This is a genomic window from Pseudomarimonas arenosa, from assembly GCF_014841215.1.
Lineage (GTDB): Bacteria > Pseudomonadota > Gammaproteobacteria > Xanthomonadales > Xanthomonadaceae > Pseudomarimonas > Pseudomarimonas arenosa.
In genome coordinates, this window is the sequence record NZ_JACYTR010000003.1 from 164,170 (window position 1) to 185,916 (window position 21,747).

Annotated in this window: 18 protein-coding genes; 8 read left to right on the forward strand and 10 right to left on the reverse strand. The window is 63.2% G+C overall.

Annotated elements, in window-relative coordinates; translation table 11 throughout:
- Positions 1 to 238: 238 nt before the first annotated feature.
- Positions 239 to 877 (reverse strand): hypothetical protein, encoded by a 639-nt coding sequence (locus IFO71_RS02610; protein ID WP_192027967.1) that lies wholly within the window; start codon positions 875 to 877, stop codon positions 239 to 241.
- 243 nt (positions 878 to 1,120) lie between these two features.
- Here IFO71_RS02610 and IFO71_RS02615 point away from each other — a divergent pair, with 243 nt between their 5' ends.
- The 3 genes from IFO71_RS02615 to IFO71_RS02625 all read left to right on the forward strand — a co-directional run bounded on the left by IFO71_RS02615 (position 1,121) and on the right by IFO71_RS02625 (position 3,795).
- On the forward strand, positions 1,121 to 1,573 hold the full coding sequence (locus IFO71_RS02615) for a hemerythrin domain-containing protein (RefSeq protein ID WP_192027968.1): 453 nt from the start codon (positions 1,121 to 1,123) through the stop codon (positions 1,571 to 1,573).
- Positions 1,574 to 1,866: 293 nt separating this feature from the next.
- On the forward strand, positions 1,867 to 2,946 hold the full coding sequence (locus IFO71_RS02620; protein ID WP_192027969.1) for an alpha/beta hydrolase family protein: 1,080 nt from the start codon (positions 1,867 to 1,869) through the stop codon (positions 2,944 to 2,946).
- 444 nt (positions 2,947 to 3,390) lie between these two features.
- Positions 3,391 to 3,795 (forward strand): GFA family protein, encoded by a 405-nt coding sequence (locus tag IFO71_RS02625; protein ID WP_192027970.1) that lies wholly within the window; start codon positions 3,391 to 3,393, stop codon positions 3,793 to 3,795.
- Positions 3,796 to 3,850: 55 nt separating this feature from the next.
- Here IFO71_RS02625 and IFO71_RS02630 read toward each other — a convergent pair whose 3' ends face one another.
- Positions 3,851 to 4,081 (reverse strand): hypothetical protein, encoded by a 231-nt coding sequence (locus tag IFO71_RS02630; protein ID WP_192027971.1) that lies wholly within the window; start codon positions 4,079 to 4,081, stop codon positions 3,851 to 3,853.
- On the opposite strand from IFO71_RS02630, the gene IFO71_RS02635 reads away from it, so the two are divergent.
- The 4 genes from IFO71_RS02635 (at position 4,071) to IFO71_RS02650 (ending at position 7,886) form a co-directional block, all read left to right on the forward strand.
- Positions 4,071 to 4,601 (forward strand): DUF4184 family protein, encoded by a 531-nt coding sequence (locus tag IFO71_RS02635; RefSeq protein ID WP_192027972.1) that lies wholly within the window; start codon positions 4,071 to 4,073, stop codon positions 4,599 to 4,601. The two genes, IFO71_RS02630 and IFO71_RS02635, sit on opposite strands and share 11 nt — an antisense overlap.
- A 254-nt stretch (positions 4,602 to 4,855) precedes the next feature.
- Positions 4,856 to 5,503, forward strand: coding sequence for a hypothetical protein (locus tag IFO71_RS02640; RefSeq protein ID WP_192027973.1), 648 nt, complete (start codon positions 4,856 to 4,858; stop codon positions 5,501 to 5,503).
- A 76-nt stretch (positions 5,504 to 5,579) separates the two neighbouring features.
- Positions 5,580 to 6,257: a DUF4124 domain-containing protein gene (locus IFO71_RS02645; protein WP_192027974.1), complete on the forward strand. Its 678-nt coding sequence runs from the start codon at positions 5,580 to 5,582 to the stop codon at positions 6,255 to 6,257.
- Between the two features lie 246 nt (positions 6,258 to 6,503).
- Entirely contained in the window at positions 6,504 to 7,886 is a 1,383-nt protein-coding gene (locus tag IFO71_RS02650) for a hypothetical protein (RefSeq protein ID WP_192027975.1), read from the forward strand.
- 503 nt (positions 7,887 to 8,389) lie between these two features.
- Here IFO71_RS02650 and IFO71_RS02655 read toward each other — a convergent pair.
- The 5 genes from IFO71_RS02655 to IFO71_RS02675 form a co-directional block, all read right to left on the reverse strand.
- Positions 8,390 to 8,554 (reverse strand): hypothetical protein, encoded by a 165-nt coding sequence (locus tag IFO71_RS02655; RefSeq protein WP_192027976.1) that lies wholly within the window; start codon positions 8,552 to 8,554, stop codon positions 8,390 to 8,392.
- 15 nt (positions 8,555 to 8,569) lie between these two features.
- Positions 8,570 to 8,857: a hypothetical protein gene (locus IFO71_RS02660; RefSeq protein ID WP_192027977.1), complete on the reverse strand. Its 288-nt coding sequence runs from the start codon at positions 8,855 to 8,857 to the stop codon at positions 8,570 to 8,572.
- Positions 8,858 to 8,913: 56 nt separating this feature from the next.
- Positions 8,914 to 9,606: a class I SAM-dependent methyltransferase gene (locus IFO71_RS02665; RefSeq protein ID WP_192027978.1), complete on the reverse strand. Its 693-nt coding sequence runs from the start codon at positions 9,604 to 9,606 to the stop codon at positions 8,914 to 8,916.
- Positions 9,607 to 10,036: 430 nt separating this feature from the next.
- A complete protein-coding gene (locus IFO71_RS02670; RefSeq protein WP_225444313.1) occupies positions 10,037 to 10,888 on the reverse strand; it encodes a diguanylate cyclase domain-containing protein in 852 nt (283 codons plus the stop codon).
- A gap of 369 nt (positions 10,889 to 11,257) precedes the next feature.
- Entirely contained in the window at positions 11,258 to 11,725 is a 468-nt protein-coding gene (locus tag IFO71_RS02675; RefSeq protein ID WP_192027979.1) for a YHS domain-containing (seleno)protein, read from the reverse strand.
- Positions 11,726 to 11,911: 186 nt separating this feature from the next.
- Here IFO71_RS02675 and IFO71_RS02680 point away from each other — a divergent pair, with 186 nt between their 5' ends.
- On the forward strand, positions 11,912 to 15,745 hold the full coding sequence (locus tag IFO71_RS02680; protein ID WP_192027980.1) for a PKD domain-containing protein: 3,834 nt from the start codon (positions 11,912 to 11,914) through the stop codon (positions 15,743 to 15,745).
- A 34-nt stretch (positions 15,746 to 15,779) separates the two neighbouring features.
- Here IFO71_RS02680 and IFO71_RS02685 read toward each other — a convergent pair whose 3' ends face one another.
- From IFO71_RS02685 to IFO71_RS02695, 3 genes are all read right to left on the reverse strand, one after another.
- On the reverse strand, positions 15,780 to 18,932 hold the full coding sequence (locus IFO71_RS02685; RefSeq protein ID WP_192028003.1) for an efflux RND transporter permease subunit: 3,153 nt from the start codon (positions 18,930 to 18,932) through the stop codon (positions 15,780 to 15,782).
- A 70-nt stretch (positions 18,933 to 19,002) separates the two neighbouring features.
- Complete coding sequence (locus IFO71_RS02690) at positions 19,003 to 20,268, reverse strand: efflux RND transporter periplasmic adaptor subunit (protein ID WP_192028004.1); 1,266 nt, start codon at positions 20,266 to 20,268, stop codon at positions 19,003 to 19,005.
- Positions 20,269 to 20,270: 2 nt separating this feature from the next.
- Positions 20,271 to 21,545, reverse strand: coding sequence for a TolC family protein (locus IFO71_RS02695; protein ID WP_192027981.1), 1,275 nt, complete (start codon positions 21,543 to 21,545; stop codon positions 20,271 to 20,273).
- Positions 21,546 to 21,747: the final 202 nt, after the last annotated feature.

The window sequence follows — 21,747 nt, forward strand, 5'->3', positions numbered from 1 at the left end:
TTAGTATGTTGGCCTACGGTGCGCCGTTCTTGCCGGTGGCGTTTCCGCTGGCCCTTTTGTGGCGTTGGTCGTGGCGCCGTGCCACGTGGGGAAAGCGTTCGGCCTCGGACAAATAGCTGCGTGTTGTTGCGGCGCGCGGTGTTCAACCGCATAGCCCGGGCGTCCAAGACGCACCCCATGACACCTTAACCATAGGGTGCGTCTTGGACGCACCTCCCTCGGACTACGAAGACGACGCTCAACCGCGCGCATGGCGAGTTGGAACAGATGCGTGCCGAGTTGCTGCCGCATGTATCGGTCGGACAGATTCCCTTACTGCTGAATGGGTGATTGCCGATTCGCCGTGCTGCGGCGAGTCCGGATCAATCAGTGGCGATAGCGGCAGGTCGCCACGCACCAGGGTGTAAGGAATCTGCTGGCGTCGAAGTTCGGCTAACCAATGCGCATAGACCTCGCGCGGTTCAATGGCATCGATGAGGGCCAGCCAGTAGTCATTGGGGTAGGCCGCCTGCTTGTCTGCGCCGATCAAGTCGGGCTCTACCCAGCGCCGTGTGCTCATGCGACGGCGCAGTTCCGCTTCGGCGGTGACGATGACGACGGCCTGTTTAGGCGCCGGGTGGGCCAGCAGAGTCTGCCAGGCCTCATCGTGGCAGAAGCGGGGAGTGGGGCGGGCAAGCGGGTGGCGGCGCTGCTGTCCGGCGGCTGAGCGCAGAATGTTGTAGTGATAGAAGCAGTTCTTGGTAAGCGATTCGTCTGTCGCGGCAAACGGAAATACCACGGGCCTGTTGGGAAGGCCGATGCGCTGATCAGCGCGTTGCTGCGCGCCGATATAGGTGCTTTTTCCGGCGCACGAAGGGCCGCAAACGATGTGGATCACGTTGGCTTAGTAAACAGAACCGCGGCGATCATACGCTGCGAGGGATGAGCATGCCTAGCGGAGAGCGAAGGCGTCGTGCGAGTTGCCGACCGTGATCGGGCAGATTGCCGGCATTTTCTCGGCGTGCCGCTTCCATTGCTCAAACAATCAATGGCTTGGCGATTGGCGCGGAGCGTGCTCAAGTAAAGGGCGAGTCATTCCGACATTGGGATTCGTAATTGACACGAGGCCTGTGAGCACGCTATGAGCCAGACCATTTTCGAAACATTGCGCCAGGACCACGATCGTCAACGCCGGCTGGTTGAGCTGTTGGAAAAGACGGAAGGTGACAGTCGCGCCCGTCGTGAGCTTTTCGCCATGCTCAAGGCCGAGCTTTCGAGTCATGCCGCGGCGGAGGAGCGTCATTTCTACGCGCCGCTGATTGCCTGCGACCTGACCCAGGAGAAGGCGCGTCACAGCATCGCCGAGCATCATGAAATCGACGAGTTGGTCGAATCGCTGGAGGAGGTGGATATGTCGAGCAGTGCCTGGCTCAGGCGGGCAAAGCTGCTATTCGATCGGGTGAAACACCACCTAGAAGAAGAAGAGCATGAAGTCTTTCAGCTGGCCAGGAATGCCTTGAGTCGAGCCCAAATTGTCCAACTGGGCGACGAGTACGTTGGCTCAATGGAAGAGTTTCGTGCCGAGACGGCGTAAGTTTGAGGTCAGTTCACACAGGCAGTATCACTATGCCTACCCATCGCACGACACTAGCCACGCTGATGCGTTCCCTGGCGGATCTCCCCGTGATCAACACGGCCAACCAAGAACAAGCAGGTCCGAGCGCTGGATCTTGCACAGGCAGAGGTGGGCTTGCGCCGGGATGACCGTTGGTAGGCCGAAGGGTCAAGGATCACGTGTTAGGTGCCGATCGCGCGGGATGAGTTGGGTGTTAGTTGAATCCGAACCCGGGGCGTAACGACTAGTTGCTGGAATAGGAAGGAATGAGGATGCGAAGGATCTTGCGGCGCTTTGGGCTGGTCGTTGTGTTGCTGATGGCTGGCTGGGCCAGTGTCGGGCTGTACTTTGAGTTCAGCGATCGGGGGCCGTGGCCGGCACGGGCCGAGGTCGAGCCAACCGGGGCTTTCGAGAGGGAGACGACGTGTTATTTCGGCGGTGGCTACGACGAGTGGAGCGCATTGCTGCGACAGAAGAACGGCAGCTGGAATCCCAAGAGCTGGTTGCTGTCGGTCTGGGCATCACGCGAGAAGTACGACACGGCGGTCGCGACGGTGGATTGTCGCTTTATTACCTATGAAAGCGACGGCCTGAAGATTTCCGGTTTCATGATCGCACCCAAGGGCGAGTCGGGCCGTCGCCTGCCTGTGCTCATATTCAATCGCGGCGGTAACGGTGGGTTCGGCGCGATCAGCTTCGCACTTGCCCTGCAACGCTTGGTGCCGTTTGCCCAGGACGGCTTCCTGGTACTAAGCAGTCAGTATCGCGGCTTGAATGAGTCGAATCCTGAGCAATTCGGTAGAGATGAATTCGGTGGTGCCGACGTACGCGACGTTGAGCGGTTGCTTGAACTGGTTGATCGACTTCCGCAGGCCGATCCGGACAACATCTTCATGCTCGGCGCAAGTCGTGGCGTGATGATGAGCTACTTGGTAGCGCGCGGAAGCGACCGAATCCGCGCGCTGGCCTCGGTCAATGGCGACGTCGATCTTGAGTTGGAACTGAAGTTTCGGCCCGAAATGGAGCGCGTCTACGCTGCCCGTATCCCCAACTATGCCAGTCGCAAGCAGGAAGCGTTAGCCGAGCGATCGGTCATGCACTGGGCCGAGGAGTTGCCACGCGACATGCCCATTCTGCTGCTTCATGGTGGCGAGGACGATCGCGTCGATCCGAACAACGGGCCACGATTCAAGGCTCGACTGGATGCACTGGGGCATCCGAGCAAATTGATCATGTACCCCGACGACGGTCATTCGCTGGGGCGGAGCTGGGAACAAGCGCACCAGGAGATCGTGACCTGGTTCCGCGACCATGCCCGCGCTCCTCACTCGGCACAGCTTGGACAGCCTTAACATGCCGATTGCACATAGGCTCTTTCCATGAGCCGATATCATAACCTGTTGATTAGTCTAGATCGTGCTCTACTCCCCTCTCCCCTGGCGGGGGAGAGATCGATGCGCACTGACAACGCGCGCCGGCTGGTGCCCCGGAACTCCCTCCCCGATGCTCGGGGGGGCGGGGTGGGGTTAGGGAGCCGATCTTTGCCTGCCCAGGGTCCTCGCATAGCGAGGTTCCTGGGTAGGGGGCGAGCCCGCGAAGTGAGCATCCCCCCTCACCCCAACCCCTCTCCCGCCAGGGGAGAGGGGCTTTAAACCGCTACGGCGAGGGGAGAGGGGGAGGCAAGTCCACTCGGTTCAGGGCTTGATTGGTTTGAGACGAAGGCTCGCAGGCCGACGCTGGACGCAGCCGGCATCCAGGATGGATAGAATCGACCCATTGCACAGCCGGAGCGGGTGATGATTCAGGGCAACTGCAACTGCGGCGCGGTTCGTTACGAAATCGATACAGAGTTGACCGACGTGTACGTTTGCCATTGCTCGATCTGCCGCCGCTTTAGCGGCGCCCAGGGCATCGCGGTGGTGCTGGTACCTAATCACCAGTTCAGATGGTTGGCCGGCAAGGAGCAGGTGGCGATGTGGAAGAAGCCCGACGCTGATTGGGAATCCTGGTTTTGCCGCACCTGCGGCTCGGCCATGCCTGGCACCAATGACAGTGAACGCATGTTCGTACCGGCGGGTTCGATCAGCATTGGCGGTGAGCAACTGCGCGTCGCGCATCACGTATGGGTCGATTCACGTGCGCCCTGGGATGTGATTGGTGATGCAGGGAAGCGACACAAGGCAAGGTTCGCTCCGAGCTAGCAGGTTGCTGAAATGCCTCCATCCTGGAGGTTTTCAGCGCAACCCTTCGACAAGATCAGGGATCGCCGTTCGGCAGGCTCACGGCAAGCCGGTCGCGGCAAAGCCGCGCCACACCTGCCGTGGGCCTGTCGAACGGTTTGCCGGAAATCAACCACTTGCGTGTTCGATTTCCGCGCGCGCCGTCCGTGGCGCGCAAAATCAGGCTGCTGAAATGAGTCTCAGCAGCCTGCCAGGCCGCACTGCCAAGAAGAGCTTTCGACCACGAGGAGTCTGCGATGCCGTTCACACCGATTCATATGGGGCCGGGCATGGCGCTAAAGGCGCTCACAGGACGGCACTTCAGTCTGGTGGCGTTCGGTTACGCGCAGATCGCCATGGATATCGAGCCCTTGGTGCGCATTCTGCGCGACGACGAAGTACTGCACGGGGTTACCCATACCTATGTCGGCGCCTTGGCAATCGCTGTGCCGACCTTACCCATCGTTTGGTTTTCATATCCGCTGTTCAGTCGCTGCTGGCGATGGCTGATCGAAGGGTTCGAGTGGCCGTGGCTGCGGATGTTCGCCACGCCCGATCGACCCTCATTCTGGCCCGTTGCGACCGGTGTTGCCGTGGGTACCTTCAGCCACGTCGTGTTCGACAGCATCATGCATTCCGACATGCATCCTCTGTGGCCGTTCTCAATCGTCAAACCCATCTACAAGCTGATCAGCATAGAGGACCTGCATGCGCTGTGTTTGGCGTCCGGCGTAGTGGGTTTGGCAATATTCGCCGTGGTTTGGTTGCTCAGCAAGAAGCGAGCGTAGGGCGGGCCCTGGCCCGCCAAGAAATCACCGCGCCCGTGCGGGCGCCATCGTGAAGGAGAGGGCGATGGCCAAGGCCATCATCAGTGGCGACCCGATCCTGTTGCCTTGCGTGCTGCGCATCGACCGATCTCCTTAGTGGGTGCTGAAATGCGTGCGTAGCCCACGCCGTTCTCCGCCGGCTTGGAAGCTGCGTCTGAGCACTGGTCGCAATTGGGCATAATGGACTATCGAGGCTGCTTGGATCTGTGCAGACAATGCAAGCATCGAGTGCCATGCGCTGGCTGGGGGCAATCATGTCGGCCGCCGGGTTTGCCGTGATCGGTGGTCAGGTGCTGCGTTTGTGGCTCGACACATCGGCCTGGGGCGATGAGCGCTGGGTCGGTTATGTGCCGCGTCTGCTGATCACCGAGTTCGTTCTGTTGGGGGTCACTCTGGTGGCGGCGAGCTTGTGCAGCAAGACTCGACGATGGAGCAATCGGGCGCTGATTGTGGCCGGATTTCTCTTCGCTTTCTTCGCGCCTTCGATCTATGTGGCTGGCAGGCTGGGCGACGATCCGCTGGTCGACTACCTCTTGCTGTTGATCGGCCTGCGGTTTCTGTTACTGGTCACCAGCTCGGCGGCTGGGCTGCAGCATTTGATTGGGCAGACTGCGGTCTCGATCTGCATCTTGATATTGGTGATCCTGTCCATGCTGGTGCTCACCGCCTTGGTACCCATGCCGCTGGGTGATATCGACACCGCCTTGCTGGATCGGCTGATTCCTTGGAACGCCAGCACTGGCTGGGAGCGTGAGCCGCAGCGAGCGATGGCTACCGTGCTGGTCTATTGTCTGGCGATGGTATGCGTTGAATTGCTGCTGATCGGGCCGGGTGTGCGACCGCTGCCGCGGAGGCGGAGGTGAAGCTGGCTCACCGCGCAGCCTTGAGGAGTAAACTGTCAACACGATTCAGAGCGCGGACTCTACGCGGGGGGCGATCATGAACGTATGGATGGTGGTGGTGTTGTGCCTGCTTGCCGGTCAGGCCGGTGCGCAGAGTGTGTTCAAGTGCAAGACGCCGCAGGGAGTGGTGTACAGCCAATCGCCTTGTAGCGATGACGCGGAAAGACGTGAGGTGAAATCGCCCGGTCCCGCGTCAGCGGAGGTCGCCAGTGGCCCATTTGTCGAAGTCACGCGAGAAGAGTTGTCCTCCATCGGCAGCTCGGCTGCCGAGCTACAAGAGCGTTGGGGCCCGCCCGCTGCGCGGTACTTCGAGGGGAAGGAAGAGCGCTGGTTCTATCCCAATCGGGGCCTGATCGAGGACGGAGTGCGCAAGTGCTTCGAAGCGCATGTCGACGGTGACATCGTCTATCAGTTCAACTACTTGCCAGAACCGGTGATGGCGAAATCGGTGCAGGCGGCACGCCGAATCGGCAACTGGCGCCCACCGTCACCGCCGCCGCGGCGCAACTTCTACATGACCGGAAATAACGATCCGCGCGGCAGCAGCAGAGCCAGCGTCGTCGCCCGATTTGGCGAGCCGGATCTGAAGAAGGTGTTCTTCGGCACTGAGATTTGGGAGTACCACAATATTCCGATGGCGCCGAACGATCCGCAAACCCTTACCTTGTTCATCGAGTTTGACGGCGATCGGGTAGGCGAAACGATGGGCAACTGAACGTGTGATTTCACTGAATCATGTGTCGATTGTAGAAATGGAACAATGTGTTAGTAGGCCGCCGCCTGTTGATTTTCGCTGGCCCATTTCGGTGCGTGTGGATTGACAGCGGGGGTAGTCTTGGCCACTCTCCTCGGATCTGCATGCTGAGTCAGAGTGGGGCAGCGCCATCGTATGTCTAACCCGGCTGGACGTGCTCGAGCGAAGCAATCCCCCAAGAGGCGTCGGCTGTGGCGTTTTTTTCTCGTGTTGCTGGCCCTGCCGCTGCTTCCTTTGTTGGCTCTTGTGCTCTACAACCGCATCGATGAAGCGCCGAACAGCGATGTGCGCTACTTCGAATCTCTGTCCCAGCGCCAGGTGGCGGATCAGGACAACGCCTGGCTGCATCTCATGGGTATCGGCGCAGCAGTTGAGGGTGACCCGGTCGCTTACGGCCGGCAGCGCTGGCAGGCGTACGAGCAATGGTTGGAGCAATCAAAGAGCAGGGAGGCGTTCCTGCCGGCGCCAGAAGCGCTTCCCGTGCAAGCGCCGAGTCTCTCCACGCATGGTTTCGACAACTATTGCGATGATCGCAGCGACGACTGCCTGGTCTGGGCCCTGACAAACGGGGCCGCGCTCTACACCCTTGCCGACGCCAACCGAACTCGGCTGCAGCGATTCGAGCAATTGCTGGCGCTCAGCGAATGGCAGGATCTGGCTACGCCGTCTCTGGAAGAGCCTTTCCCGGCTATCACCGAGGCCGCGCTGCGCTCCGGCTTGATCGCGCTCGAGTTGGCTCGTGGCGGCGTGGATGATGGCGAGGCCTTGGCCTATAGCCTGAATAGGCTGGCCCAGGAAGTCGAATTCTGGCATCGGGTTACGGCGCAGCCGCAGGAACTGGTCACCGTGCTGCGCGCCGCTCGCCGTATCGAACAGTTGCAGCGGATAGCCGGCTCGGTGCTGGATCGACTCGATGTGCTGGAAAGCCCCGCACTGAATGGGCACTTCGATCGCATATTCGCTGCACGCGCGTTGCCGGCAGATTTTTCGCTAGCCATCGGCCGCGAATATCGTTTGACCGAACTAGGATTCAGGCAGGCCATTCCCGGTCTGATCAGCTCGGTGGGTCAGTGTCTGGATGGCTCAGCACAGGAAGGTTGTCTCAAAGGTCTGATGATTTCGGCAACCTACAATCACTCAGCGACCATGAATCTGCATGCTATCCACAAGCGGCTGATACTGCGTCTGCTGCAGGCACCGGCGGCCGAGATTGATCAGGTCAAGGCGCAGATCGCGCCGCGCTTTGAAGCGACCTTTGTCAGTTTTGAGGATCCTTCGTCGATTCTGCAGCAGATGAGCTACAACTATTCGGGCCGGATTCTCGCGCAGATTGCCGTGCCCGCTTTCGACTACCACTACCGGTTGTACGATCAGGAAGCGCTACGCAGGATGTGGCAGGTCAAACTCTGTGTGCTGCGGGACGGAGCCGGCGAGAGAGTGATCAAGCGCTGCATTGAGCAGTCCGAGTTGCGTGATCCCTACACGGGTTCACCGTTTGATTGGGATGCCGAGAACGGCGCACTGCGGTTCGCTGTTCGGGCACAAGAGTATTGGCCCGAACAGCTCCATGTGGTGTTGCTGAACCATTGATACGGCAACTTGAAGTTTGAACATCCTGTTCAACGTCAAGCCCCGCGCGTCCGGTACCGTTCGACAGGCTCGCGGCAGGCATACCCGAACGCGCGTGTGCTTCACAGCGACTACGTCGCTGCGCGAACCGACCAATTGAAACATCAACAAGCAAGGTTCAATAAGAAAGTTCGGCTACCTGCACAATCGCCCGCTGCGTTGCCAGCCGGGCGCGTGCTTGGCAGGCTGCTGAAGTTCTTGTCTCAGCAGCCTGCTAGCCCGGATATTTCATGAGGTCGCGCCGAAAGATCCGGCAATTCCAAGCGGGGCGAGAGTTTCGACCGATGGTGTTGAGATAACAGAGTGTTCGCGATCTTTCGGCGCTGGCACGGCCCTCACCGGTCCTTTGCGCCGATTGCCGCGTTGCTTCTCGCCCAAGTGGGCCCACCACTTGGGCTCGTCGCGCCTTGCACTCGACGCAAAGTCCTCGGTGATCATCCGCGCCCCCTCATGAAATATCCGGGCTAGCCCTCGGCGCGGTCGGGTTGTGCTGAGGAGATTGAATCCTCCGTCGAAGCAGCGTCGGTGCCGGTTCGTGCCTGGCGCTTGCGCGCATTTTTTTCATCCTGCTTGCGCTTCTTGGCGAGTTCGCGCTGACGCTTTTCGAAATTGTAATTTGGCTTGGGCAAGGTGGGCTCCTGGGCCTAGCGGCCGCGTCGTGGGGCAGGGGTGGCTGCAGGGGCGTTGGCGGCTGGCTGGTCTTGGGGTACGTCGATGTTGCGCAGCGAGCGTGTGGTGCCCAGCACCTCGATCTTGCCACCGGCCTTGCGAAAGGCCTCAAGCTGTTCGTCGAGGCGCTCGTGGGTGAGGGTGGCACCGCGATCGCTGGATTTGCGGGCCGGCCATTTGTTGGCACTGGCACTGGCGCTGGTACTCGGAGTTGCTGTTTTCGCGGTTGCAGCTTCAGCTGCAGGCTTGCGTTGGCGTGGCATAGAGTGTCCTGGTGAGAAGGGAATAAGGAAGTGACTTTCTTTGATTTAACCTCGTGTTAAGTTAAGTGGGTTCGGGCGATAAGGGCTGAAGCGATGGTTCCGCGCTTGAAGTGCAGGAGACGGCCCCGATGCGGGGGCGCATCGTTGTCATCCATGGGGCAGCGTAGATCATCGACGCGAAAGTCCTGTTCGCTCAGCATGCGACTGAAGCGAGCGCTGTTGCCTCGCCCAGGGTCGGTAAGCAGTATTTCCGCTTCTGGGTGCGCGTGGCGCTCAACCACGGTGGCAATCAACTCCGCTTGGCCGCGCTCATAGAGCACATCGCTGGCGATGATGGCGTCGAAGGTGCCCAAGGCAGGCAGATGGGAATCCCAGCGCAGTTGCCGATAATGTAGGGCGGGAAGATCGTTCAACGCAGCGTTGTAGGCGAGAAAGACTTCGGCCAACGGGTGCGCGTCCGAGGCCACCACATTGGCACCGCGCTGCTGCAACACCAGACTCGGCAGCCCAATGCCACAGCCCAGTTCGAGGATGCGCTTGCCGGTGATGTCGAAGCGATACATTGCCTGCGCCAGCAGGCGTCCGGCCGGCCAAAGTTGACCAAACAGACTCCACTGCGCCGAGGAAATACCCAGCGCCGCGGCCCGCCCGTCGGGGTCGCCGAACTGCTGGCGATCACTTAAGACGCGCAGTCGGTAGGGATGGTGGCCAATGGCCTGATTAATCTCGCGAACCGAATAGCCCAGCATGGGCGCTCCCGAAGGGGCGTCACCCCATCGGGGTGAAGACGCGTGAAAGGAGCGAAGCGAGCGACGATGGGGCCGGACGGGACGCGCGTGAACTCAAGGGTCCAGCCGACATCGTACGCGAAATGAGCGATGGCCGTACGTTTCGGGCGTTTTCGGGCTCTCTGTCGGCGTCCGATGGGCAGCCCGTTGACGGGTCCCGTTCAGCCCCGCGGGTCAACCCGCAGCCGTTTGCTCCGCGGGAGCTGGCAAGACGATGCGGTCAGGTGGGCAGGCGGGCCCTGGCCCGCAAGCCGATGAGCAGGGCGTGTTTCGGCCCGCCCAAGTGCGCCATGTAAGACAGGCGCATGCCGCTTCGTCAAGACGGCAAGCCCCGCTTCAAAGCCGCATTTGCCGGTAGGGTCGCGTGTTGAGTGGCGGGCCGGGGCCCGATCTACTGCCGCGCCCGTTTCTCCAGGTACATCAAGCGATCGGCATGCGCCAGCAGGGTGTCGGGGTCCTGGCCATCGGCTGGATAGCAGGCGATTCCCACGCTGGCCCCAAGCTGGATCATGATGTCGAGAAGATCGAACGGCTGACTCAGGCGGGCGATCAGACCGTCGGCCACGCTGCGGGCTGTGGCAAGGTCAGGACAGCCGGGCAGCAACACGATGAATTCATCGCCCCCCATGCGCGCCACGATGTCGCTGCGTCGCACGCCTTGCTGCAGCCGCTGGGCGACCTGTTGAAGAATCTGATCGCCGGTCGCATGGCCGTGAAGATCGTTGGCGGCCTTGAAGCCGTCGAGGTCGATGTAGAGCAGGGCGAGGCCACCATTGACGGCTGCCGCATGCTGCACGGCGTGCCGCAAATCCGCGTGCAGACGGTGGCGGTTAAGCAGGCCGGTCAGGTCGTCATGCGAGGCCAGATGCTCCAGTGCGCGTTCGGCCTGGCAAAGCTCGGTGACGTCATGACCGACCGCCACGCGCACGCCGAACTCGGCCAGGAAGCGCGCCGACCACTGAAGATCGATGGTGTGGCCATCCTTGTGGATATATCGATTGCGAAAATGACGCTGCAGCAGGCCCGCATTGATACGTTCGGCCTGTCGCATGGTCATCTCACGATCGTCAGGATGAACGAAGTCGAATGCCCGCCGCCCGATCACTTCACCGGACGCGTAGCCAAGAATCCGCTCAAAGCCCGCGCTGACGAACAGGAACCTGCCCTCAGCATCGACCACGCAAACGGCGTCGGGCACCTGGTGCAGAACGTCGTCGAGCGGCGGAAGAAGTGCTGTCGGCATTGCAGGGCGAATATGGAGAGTGCGCCCATACTACCGATTCGCTGCGCGCTCGGGGAGATCGGAGTGGTGGTGTAACTGTGAAGACTTCGGTGTGGGGCCAGGCGGTTGGGAGCCTGGTGGTGCAGGGGCCGCGGCGTGCTGGCTGTCGCGGCAACCACGTGTTAGTTTCAACCGTCGGGACGTAGGTCCTGGCCCCCCGCCTGCGCGGGGGTGACGAAGACTGCGGAGCTGTGTCGAGTCTTGTCCCAACAGCGATGCGCGGAGCAGTGCCGCCCACTCCCGCCCGACAGCGCGTCATTCGCGCGGTTCAGTGGCTCAGCCCCCCTGCCGAGCCCAACTTTCCGCGTGTCGCGACGTTTCCGCGGCTGACTACTTAGCCTCTTTCTCGTACGGCTGATCCTCCAGGGTCTGCCACACTTGGTTGGCTTGCTGGATAAAGGTCGGCTGATCCTGGTTCCAGGTTTTCTGCACCTCGGTGTTGTAGTTCAGGTACAGCTTGCCGTCGACGATGGCAAAGGCCTCGGGTTGGGTCGACACCTTGTAGCCGCGCGAGGTGCCATAGGCGCAATAGCCGCCGTATTGCGGGGCGTAGCGTTGTGGGTCGGCGGCGAATCGGTCGCGGTTGGCCTCATTGGCAAATCGCCAGGTAACGCCATTCCATGGATGGGTGATGGCGGCCGAGCCGAGCACGGGTTTGTGTTCGGTGTGGTAGGCGACCACATCGTAGCCCCGCAGGGCGCCGTCTTCGGTGCTGAATACTTCATCCACTGCCTGGGCGGTGAAGGTACTGAGCAAGAGCAGCAGGCCAAGCCAGCGAGTAAGGTTTGGGTGAGTCATGACAGCCTCTGTTTGAGATGGAATCCATAAGAGGGGGCAAACGGGCAAATGGGTGCGCGGTGGCGCCGCCGCCCAGGACGGCCGTTCGACCGCTAAGCCCGGTGGGTGAAGATTCTGTGAGACAGATCGCACTTTGGACGTGCCAGAACTCTACACTTCGGCCCGTCACGGTGCTCGGGGAACACGATGTCGTTGCGTGCAAAGCTCGGATTGAGCTTGTTGTTGTGGTGCTGCTGGAGCGCCGTGCAGGGGCAGGGCTTGCCTTCACAAACCTGGCCGGCTGGCACCCAGTTGGCGAGCTGGAACCATGGCGGCCGCATCACTACGTTCCACCGTGGCCTGCTGTACCTCGGCGGCACTGACGGCCAAGGCACTCAGGTGTACAACATCGCCAACCCGCAAAGCCCACAGCTGATGTGCAGCAGTGCGCTCAGCGTCAACGGCCATGCCTGGCAGAAGATCGGCGACCTGTTCTATCGGCAGTACTGGAATCCAGAGGTCGGGGCCGATCCGCCGCAGGGCACTTCGCAGTTCGTCAGTCTGGCTCAGCCCTGCAATCGTGTGCCCTGGACCCAGGCGATTCATAACTTCCCGGTACAAACCCGGGTGTGGGGCGGTGGCTTCATGGACACCTACCCGAACTGGTATGGCGATGTGATCTATGACTCGCGAGTGGGGTACTGGCCGCCGCTGGCCGAAACCAGCGTGGCGCAATTGGCCGGGCTTAACGTCGGCAATCGCTTTCGTATCGGCAATTTGCTGTTCATCACTCCGGGCGATGAGCAGACTGGCCTGGCGGTGTTCGATATCGGCAATCCGGCCGCGCCGGTGTTACTCGATGTGTTGGCCGGCAACTACCGCCAGTACACCTCGGCGTGGCAGGTGTGGCGGCACTATCTGGTGTTGATGATCGGCGACAACACCAATGGGCCGCAGCAGAATGCCAATACCTTGATCATCGACTTCAGCGACCCGGCCGACCTGCGCCTGGTGGGCACGATTCCCTACGATGACCTGCCTGGCCGCTATGTGCACTTTCAGGATGAGTTCGCCTTTGCCGGCAGATTCAATCGTGGCGTTAAGTACAATATGGAGACGCGCCAAGTTGAGCGGGTGTTTTCCAACCCGCAGCATAGTTTCAGCGACTTCCAGTGGATTCCGCTCGGCCATCTGTTGTTGGTGTCGGGCTCGGAGCAGAACGGCAGCCGCTCATTCCTGTTTACCCATCAATCGAACCTGGATACCCGGGCGCCGACGATCGGCTACCACCTGCCGGCCGATGGCGCGACCCATCAGCCACTGAACAGCGCGATTGGCCTGGTGATCAATGAGCGTCTCGACGCCACCACGGTGAATGAGCAGAACATCCAGCTGCGTGAGGTCGATGGGCCACAACTGCCGGCCATCATCATCCATACCAGCTATGACGTAGTGAACGTGTATCCGGTATCGCCCTTGCAGGCCGATACCAGCTACGAGTTGCGCATCGTGGCCGGCGGCGTGCGTGATCTGGCCGGCAATGGCATGGCCGCGCAAAGTTTCTTCTTCTCGACGGGCGACAATGTCGATACCGGCCAGCCACCGTCGATTACCAGCATGGGCAGCACGCCGGGCTCACCGGTCACTTCCGGGTCGAACATCCAGTTCAGTGCCAGTGCCAGTGATCCGGCCGGTCACGCGCTGGAGTACAGCTGGACCTTCGGCGATGGCAGTGCATCTACCAGCTGGTCGAGCAGCGCCGCGGCGCAGCACAGCTATGCGCAACCGGGCCAGTACACGGTGCAGTTGCAGGTACGCAATGCGGTCGGTCGCAGCGCATCGGCGACCCGGGTGCTGGTGGCCCGGCACAGCGGCAATGCCGCCGCGGTGTCGAGCAGCATTGTAGTGCATCCGGCGCGGCGCGAGGTGTGGAGCGTGAATCCCGATCACGGCACGGTGGCGGTGTTTGATGCCGACGCGCTCACTCGACTGGCGGAGATTTCGGTGGGTGATCATCCGGCGGGCTTGGCAGTGGCCGCTGACGGGCGGGTCTGGGTGGTGAACCGGGATGACGACAGTCTGAGTCGAATCAATCCCGTGACTCGCATGGTGGAGCATACCTTGCCGCTGGACTATGGCGATCGTCCCACCGCAATCGTCTTTGCCCAGGGTGGAACAACCGGTTATGTGGCGCTATCTGGCAGTGGCGAGATCGCGCGGTTCAGCACCGCCAGTGCCAACGTCGATGCGCGGCTGGCAGTGGGCCCGCAGGTGTATGCGCTCAGTGTGTCGGGTGATGGCGGCCGCTTGTTCGCCTCGCGTTTCGTATCGGCAGCGGGCGCCGGGCAGGTGTGGCGCATTGGCCTGCCCGCATTCAGCACGGTCGATTCGATCAGCCTGCCGATCGATAGCACGACGGCCGACTCCGGCACCGCCGGGCGCGGAGTGCCCAACTTTGTCGCGGCATTGGCCAGCAGCCCGGACGGGCAGCGCGCTTTCTACGCCGCGAAGAAGGACAATGTGTTGCGCGGACAATTCCGCGAGGGCAGCCCACTCAGCTTCGAGACCACGATGCGCAGCCTGATCGGCACCCTGGACGGGGCCGGCGCCAGTGAAGTCAGCAGTGCGCGTTTCGACAGCGATGATGCCTCGCGGCCCTCGGCTCTGGCCTGGGCGCCGGGCGCCAGTCACCTGTTCGTTGCCTTCGAAGGCAATCATCGGGTGATAGCGCTCGACCCCTGGAATCGCCGCGAAATCGCCCGCACTGAAGTCGGCATGACGCCGCAGGGCCTGGCGTTCGACCCGGCAACCTCGCGCCTGTTCGTGCACAACCTCTTGAGTCGCAATGTGAGTGTGCTCGATGCCGCCGATCTGGTCAGCCAGGGCACGGCCAGTCTCACCGAACTGCAGCGCATAGCATCGAGTTCAAGCGAGCCGCTGAGTGCCGAGGTGTTGGCCGGCAAGCGAATCTTCTACGATGCTGCCGATACCCGGATGGGTCAGGATGGCTATTTCTCCTGCGCCGCCTGTCATCTCGACGGCCGACAGGATGGCCGGGTATGGGATTTCACCCAGCTCGGCGAGGGGTTGCGCAACACCACCAGTTTGCGCGGCGTCGCCGGCATGGGCCACGGTCGGGTGCATTGGAGCGGCAACTTCGACGAGATCCAGGATTTCGAGAATCCGATGCGCGCCTTGTTCGGTGGCCTGGGCTTTATGGACGATGCCGATTTCAACGCCGGTACTCGTTCAGAGCCGTTGGGAGATCCGAAGGCCGGCATCAGCGCCGAACTCGATGCCTTGGCGGCCTATGTCGACAGCCTGGATCGATTCGATCGTTCGCCGTTCCGCAGTGCCAGCGGCAGCTTGACCGCCGATGGTATGGCCGGACGCACGTTGTTCATCCAATCGGGCTGTGCCGACTGCCATGCCGGTGAGGCCTTCAGCGACAGCGCCTGGTCGCGGCGGCACGATGTCGGCACCCTGAGCGCCGGCAGCGGCAATCGCCTTGGCGGTGCGTTGGAAGCACTGGACACGCCAACCTTGCGCGGCGTGTGGGACAGCGCGCCCTACCTGCACGATGGTTCGGCGGCGACGCTGGAAGCGCTGCTGACCAGTGGCGATGCGCAGCAGCACACCGCCGGCGCCTCGCTCAGCGCCGGCCAACGCAGTCAGCTGATTGCCTTCCTCAATCAGATCGACGGTAGCGAGCCCGGCATGCCGGCACCGCCGCAGCTGGCGATCAGCAGCCCGGCCAATGGCGCCCAGCTGGCGGCCGGCGCCACGCTGTCCTTGTCCATCACCAGCAGTTACAGCGGCATCCAGCAGGTCGAGTATCTGGCCAATGGCGCCGTGGTGGCCAGCACCAGCTCGGCACCCTGGAGTGCGCAGTGGAATGGCGCCGCTGCCGGTGAACAGCAACGTCTGCAGGCGCGTGTTCATCATGGCAATGGGCGCTTTATCACCTTGAGCGACGAGATTCGCGTGAGCTTTAGTGGTTTGGCGGCCGGTGCGGTGTTTGGCGATGGGTTTGAGGAGTGAGGTTGCGCCGCATCGCCATTCTTGGCCCATCAATTCAGGCTCTGCGCGTCATCGCGTAAAGCACTGGCAATACCAGCAAGGTGAGTGCGGTCGAAGACAGGATGCCGCCCACCACCACGGTCGCCAGTGGCCGCTGCACCTCGGCCCCGGCACCGACGTTGAAGGCCATCGGCAGGAAGCCGAGTGCAGCAACCAGGGCGGTCATCAACACCGGGCGCAGCCGGCCCAGGGCGCCATCTCGGATGGCGTCCCTCAGCGAAACCCCCTGTTCACGAAGGCGACGGATAAAGCTGATCATCACCACGCCGTTGAGCACGGCAACGCCGGACAGGGCGATGAAGCCGACCCCTGCCGAGATCGACAGCGGCATGTCGCGTAGCCACAGAGCGAGCACGCCGCCGGTCAAGGCCAGAGGCACGCCGCTGAAGATGACCATCGCGTCGCGGCCCGAGCCAAAGGCCATGAACAGCAGGCCGAAAATCATCAACAGGGTCAGCGGAACCACCACGGCGAGGCGCTGCGCGGCGGCAATCAGCTGCTCGAAGGTGCCGCCGTAGCCAATCCAGTAGCTCGGCGGAATCTCGACCTCAGCCTCCATGCGCAGGCGCAGTTCGTCGACGAAGCCGCCGAGGTCGCGGCCGCGCACGTTGGCACTGATGACCACGCGACGTTTGCCGTTCTCGCGGTTGATCTGGTTCGGTCCTTCGGTGACTTCGATGCGCGCCAGTTCGCGTAGCGGCACCACGCCGGGACCGCCACTGGCCCAGTTGGCCAGACGCGCCGACTCGTCGGCCTGGTCATCGGGCTGAAGCGGTATTGGCAAGTCCGCGAGACGCGCCGGATCGCTGCGCAGGGCCTCGGGCAGGCGTACCACCAGATCGAAGCGGCGGTCGCCCTCGAACAGCTGGCCGGCCACGGCGCCGCCAACGGCGATCGACACCGCCGCCTGCACGTCGGATGGATTCAGACCATAGCGGACCAGCGCATCGGGTTCCGGCGTGATGGTCAGCAGGGGCAGGCCGGTGGTGCTCTCCAGCTTGACGTCTGCGGCGCCGTTGACCGACTTCACCACCGCCTCGATCCGCTCGCCGACTTCGACCAGGGTGTCGAGATCGTCACCATACAGCTTGACCGCAACATCGGCACGCACCCCCGAGATCAGTTCATTCATGCGCATCTGGATCGGTTGGGTGAACTCGTAGTTATTGCCTGGCAACTGCAATACAGCAGCCTCGATCTCGGCAACCAGCTGCACCTTGGGCTTGCGCGGGTCGGGCCACTGATCACGCGGTTTCATCATCACAAAGGCATCGGCGACCGAGGGCGGCATGGGATCGGTGGCCACCTCGGCGGTGCCGATCTTGCCGAACACCCGCTCCACTTCCGGGAACTGGCCAATGCGCTGTTCCAACAAGGCCTGCATCTCCACCGCCTGGCTCAGGCTAGTGCCGGGAATGCGCAGCGCGTGCAGCGCCACGTCACCCTCGTCGAGGCTGGGAATGAACTCGCTGCCCAGCCGAGCCGCCAGCAGCCCGCTGCCGAGCACCAGCAGCAAGGCCGCAGCGACCACGGCCCAGCGCATTTGCAGTGCTCTGTCGAGCGCCGGTGCGTAGAGACGGCGGGCGAGACGCAGCGCACGATTTTCCTTTTCCTGTACACGGCCGCCGAGGAATACCGCGGCCGCCGCCGGCACGAAGGTCAGCGACAGCAGCATGGCCGAGGTCAGGGCGAAGACCACAGTGAAGGCCATCGGGTGAAACATCTTGCCTTCGATGCCGGTCAGCGCGAACACCGGTAGGTACACCGCAGTGATGATGGCGACGCCGAATAGGCTAGGACGGATCACCTCGGCAGTGGCCTGGGCGGTCAGCTCGAAGCGCTCCTCGCGATCAAGCAGGCGGCCTAGCTGCTGCTGCGCTTCGCCGAAGCGACGCAGGCAGTGCTCGATGATGATCACCGCGCCGTCAACGATCAGGCCGAAATCCAGCGCGCCGAGGCTCATCAGGTTGCCCGATACGCCGCCCCTGACCATTCCGGTCACCGTCATCAGCATGGCGATCGGGATCACCGCGGCGGTGATCAGCGCTGCGCGGATATTGCCGAGCAGCAGGAACAGCACGGCGATCACCAACAGTGCGCCTTCCACCAGGTTGGTGCGCACCGTGGCGATGGTGCGGTCGACCAAGGCGGTGCGGTCGTATACCGGATGCACGTCGACGCCCGGCGGCAGCGATCGGGCGATCTCCTGCAGCCGTGCCGCGCTGGCCTGGGCTACCGCGCGGCTATTCTCGCCGATCAGCATGAACACCGTGCCCAGCACCACCTCGCGGCCATCCTGGGTGGCCGCGCCGGTGCGCAGCTCGGGCCCATCGCCCACGGCGGCGACATCACGTATGCGAATCGGCACGCCGTCGCGGCGGTCCAGCACGATGTCGCCCAGCGCCCCGATCGAGGCTACCTGTCCGGGCACGCGGACGAGGTACTGCTGACCGCTGCGTTCGATGTAGCCGGCGCCGATGTTCTGGTTGTTGGCAACCAGCGCCGCAACCACATCCTGCAAGGTGAGGCCGTAGGCGACCAGCCGCGCTGGATCCGGCGTGATGTGGATCTGTCGCGCATACCCGCCGATGGTATTGACCTCGGTGACGCCGGTCACGTTGCGCAGCTGCGGCCGCACCACCCAATCCTGCAGGGTGCGCAGGTCGGTGGGCGTCCATGGCTGACCGTCGCTGCGCAGGGCATCGGGCCGGGCCTCGACCGTGTACATGAAGATCTCGCCGAGGCCGGTGGCAACCGGGCCCAGCTCGGGCTCCAGCCCAGTCGGCAGTCGTGAACGCATCTGCTGCAGGCGCTCTGCGACTTGCTGCCGCGCGAAGTAGATGTCGGTGCCGTCCTCGAACACCACGGTGACCTGCGAGAGGCCGTAGCGTGACAGCGAGCGGGTGTAGTCGAGCTTGGACAGTCCGGCGAGCGCCGTCTCGATCGGGAAGGTCACCCGTTGTTCGGCCTCCATGGGCGTGTAGCCCGGCGCTTCAGTGTTGATCTGCACCTGGACATTGGTGATGTCGGGGGTGGCGTCGATCGGCAGCTTCTGGAAGCTCCACACGCCGAGCGCGGTGAGTCCGAGGGTGAACAGCAGCATGATCCAGCGGTGTGCGATGGAAAAGCGCACCACGCGTTCCAGCAGCGGGCGCCCCTCAGACGGCCGCTGCGCGACAGCGCCAGCTGCGCTTTCCCTGCCCGATTGCGGGGTTTGCTCAGTGGTCATGAGAGGCGCCTGCCTTCTCGATGTCGGCCTTCACCAGGTAGCTTTGCTCGACTACGATCGGATCGCCAGGCTTCAGGCCTTCCAACACCTCGACGTTGAGTCCGTCGCGGCGACCGAGCTGAAGCGGGCGGATCTCGTAGTCTTCGCCAACACGAATGAATACCACGTCCCAGTCACGAAAGCGCTGCAAGGCCGCCAGTGGCACGGTCAGCGGAACCATGTGTTCAGAGACGGTAACCCGGGCACGGACCGCGGCGCCCGGCCGCCAGCGGCCATCGGCGTTGTCCAGCACGGCGCGCCCGACCGTGCTCTGGCTGGCCGTGGCGGTCACCGGCAGCACCCGCTCAAGGCGGGTGATTGCGCTGACGTCATCGCTCATGCGGATCACTTCAATCGGCAGGCCCGGCGTGATGTGCTGGGCATCGCCGCCGAACAGGTGCACGTCGACCCACAGCGCGGACAGATCGGCGATCTCGAACAGCGTCGCTTCTCCTGCGATTTCACCGACGGCGGCGTTGCGCGCCAGCACCACGCCGTCGATCGGCGCGGCCACCGCGTAGCTAGCGAGGCTGACGTTGCTTTCGACCGTCGCTAGCGTCTGGCCACGCTGCACCCGATCGCCCACGCCCACAGTGACGCTGCGGATCGGTCCGGGGAAGCGCGCACCGACCCGGCTGTGGCGGCCTTCGATCGGGGTCAGCAGGCCCTGCAGCTCGTGCTCATCGCGGATCACGCCCGGGCCCGCCGCCGCCACGCGGATGCCGGCGGCCTCGGCGATTTCAGCGGCAATGCGCGTGCGTCCTTCATGGCTCTCGAATTGCCACTCGGCGCGCTGCCCCTCCACCTCGGCACGCACCGTGACGTCGAAGGAATGCGGCTCGTAGACCATGCCGTTGCCGACCAGATGGTCGCCGCGGACGGCGAATCGATGGGTGTCGGTAGCGCCACCCAGGCGGCTCAGCTCCACCTCGAGCGATCCGGACTGCGGCGGCAGCGGCTCGCCATCGCGATATAGCCAGGCGCGGTATTCTGGCGGTACGCCCTCTTCGTAGATGGCAAGTTCGACGGTCAGTGTTCCCCCACGCAGCAGCCGGCCACCGTGGGTGCCGCGCTCGACCTCCTCTTCGGCGTGGTCGTTATGGCCGTGGCCATGGCCACGTGTATCCGCATCGGCGTGCCCAAGTTCGTCGTCGTGGTGGTGGCCGCAGGCGACCAACGCCAGGGACAGCAGGGCGATCAGGATCGGCGAGCGCATTTTCACGGGGAGATTCCTTCGGAAGGGGCCGAGTCGACCGTAAAGCTCTGGCCGGTCAGGCGCTGCAGTTCGATCAGGGCGCGGTGCGCGGCCAGGGCGGCGTCCAGGCGCTGGCGTCGGGCCTCGACCAGCTCGCCCTGCAGTTGAGCCCATTCGAGATGACTGGCCGCACCGGCGCGGTAGCTGCGCCCGGCCGCCTCCGCGGCGGCGTGCAGGGCCGGTAGCAGCTGTGCGTCAATCTGCTGTGCGTGGGTCACGGCAAGATCGAGTCGGCTCCAGGCCTCGTCCAGCGTGCTGGCCAGAGCCCGTTGTTGGCTCTCGCGTTCGAACTCGAGCGCGGCCAATTCGGCTTCGGCGGCGCGCAAGCCGGGTTCGGCTCGCGACGCGCTGCCGAACGGAACCGACACGCTGCCCAGCAGTGCCCAGTCGCCGTCAGCCTGCAGCCGGCGCAGGCCGATCTGCCAGTCGATATCAGCGATGCGCGTGGTCCGCGCTAGCTGCAGCCGCGCTTCGCGCAGGCGGGACTCGTGAGCGAAGCGCTGCAGTTCTGGGGTATCGGCCAGCTGACGGATCAGCCGGTTTCTATCGGGCACCGCTGGCACGGTGCCGAGATCGACCTCAGCGAGGCGCAGCGCGGCAAGGTCGCCGTCCCACAGCATGACCAGCCGCTGCATGGCATGCGCCGATGCGCGCAGGCTGCGATCACGCTCGCCCTCGACCCGTACGCGGGTCGCGTCTGCGGCAAGCACCACCGATTCCGGCTCGGCCCCGGCGCGTCTGCGCTTTCGGGCTGCGTCAACCAGCGTCTCCCGTTGGGCCAGATCATCGGTGGCAAGATCGCTCAGCGCCTTCGCGGCTTGGGCGTCGAGGTAGCGGCGCGCGACTTCGGCCAGTAGGTCGAGCTTCCTCGCCTCGCGCATCAGCTCGACGCCCTCCAGACGTCGCCGCGCCAAGGACTCTCGAGCCGCGCGCTTTTCGCCGCGTTCGATCACCGAGGCCAGCGACAGGGTCAGCTCGGCGCCGCCGAAGCCGGACGCCTCACCGCTGCCGAGTGCGTTCTCGATTTCGGAGTGCCAGCGCAGCGCCGGTGCTTGCGCTGCTGAATCGACTTCGGCCGCCAGCGACTGCTCGGTGAAACGGTAGGTTTTGAGGTCCGGGTGGCTGTCGATGACGCGGCGGAACGCCTCGTTCAAGGTCAGCACAGGCTCGGCGCTGGCCACGGTGCTTGCGCACAGGCAAAGAATCACGGCGGCCAGGGCCGCGCGGGGAAGGCTCATGGGATGACTCCGAAAGGGACGGGAAGGAAGGGCCGGCAGCGTGCCGGTCAGCCTCATTCGACGATCGGAGGTCGCAGCCTGCGCGTGGGCGGCACGCTGTCGTAGTTCTCAGCAGCGGCCGGCGGTGGCAGCCAGCCTGGCGCGACGGGAGAGAGAGTGGCCGATGCTGTCGGCATGGCGCACAGCATTCCGCAGCAATGTG